This window comes from Pseudomonas thivervalensis (assembly GCF_001269655.1).
GTDB lineage: Bacteria > Pseudomonadota > Gammaproteobacteria > Pseudomonadales > Pseudomonadaceae > Aquipseudomonas > Aquipseudomonas thivervalensis.
The window spans coordinates 1-575 of sequence record NZ_LHVE01000025.1 but is presented as its reverse complement, the minus strand read 5'-3'; the positions used below and the strand labels follow the sequence as shown (position 1 = coordinate 575).

The 575-nt window shown below is 60.5% G+C and carries 1 protein-coding gene; it reads right to left on the bottom strand.

Annotated elements, in window-relative coordinates:
* Nucleotides 1–575, bottom strand: a 575-nt coding sequence (locus tag AD659_RS30060) for an immunoglobulin-like domain-containing protein (protein WP_169788907.1), incomplete at both ends; no start/stop codon positions are given.

The following is a 575-nucleotide window of genomic DNA, read 5'->3' as shown; positions in this document are numbered from 1 at the left end:
TAACTGTCGTTGGACCTTGGTACACGTCGTTGCCGACCGCTACGTCCAACACACCCGAGCTTGCGCCCGCGGCGATGGTGATGGTCTTGCCGCTGTCCAACGTCACCGTCACCGGACCGTTTTGCGCGGTAACGGGCTTGCCGTCGGCATCGGTCAAGGTGGCGGTGTAGGTGATGGTGCCGTTTTCGTTCACAGTTGGCGTGGCGGTCAATGTCACGGTGGTGGTGTCATCGACATCGCTGACCACAGTGCTGACTGGCGCCGTGTTTGGTGCGATGGCTTCCAGGTTGCCGCCAGTCGCTCCTTTGATCGATTCAGTAACTGTCGTTGGACCTTGGTACACGTCGTTGCCGACCGCTACGTCCAACACACCCGAGCTTGCGCCCGCGGCGATGGTGATGGTCTTGCCGCTCTCCGACGTCGCCGTCAGTGTACCGTTTTGCGCTGTCACGGGCTTTCCGTCGGCATCGGTCAAGGTGGCGGTGTAGGTGATGGTGCCGTTTTCGTTCACAGTTGGCGTGGCGGTCAATGTCACGGTGGTGGTGTCATCGACATCGCTGACCACAGTGCTGACT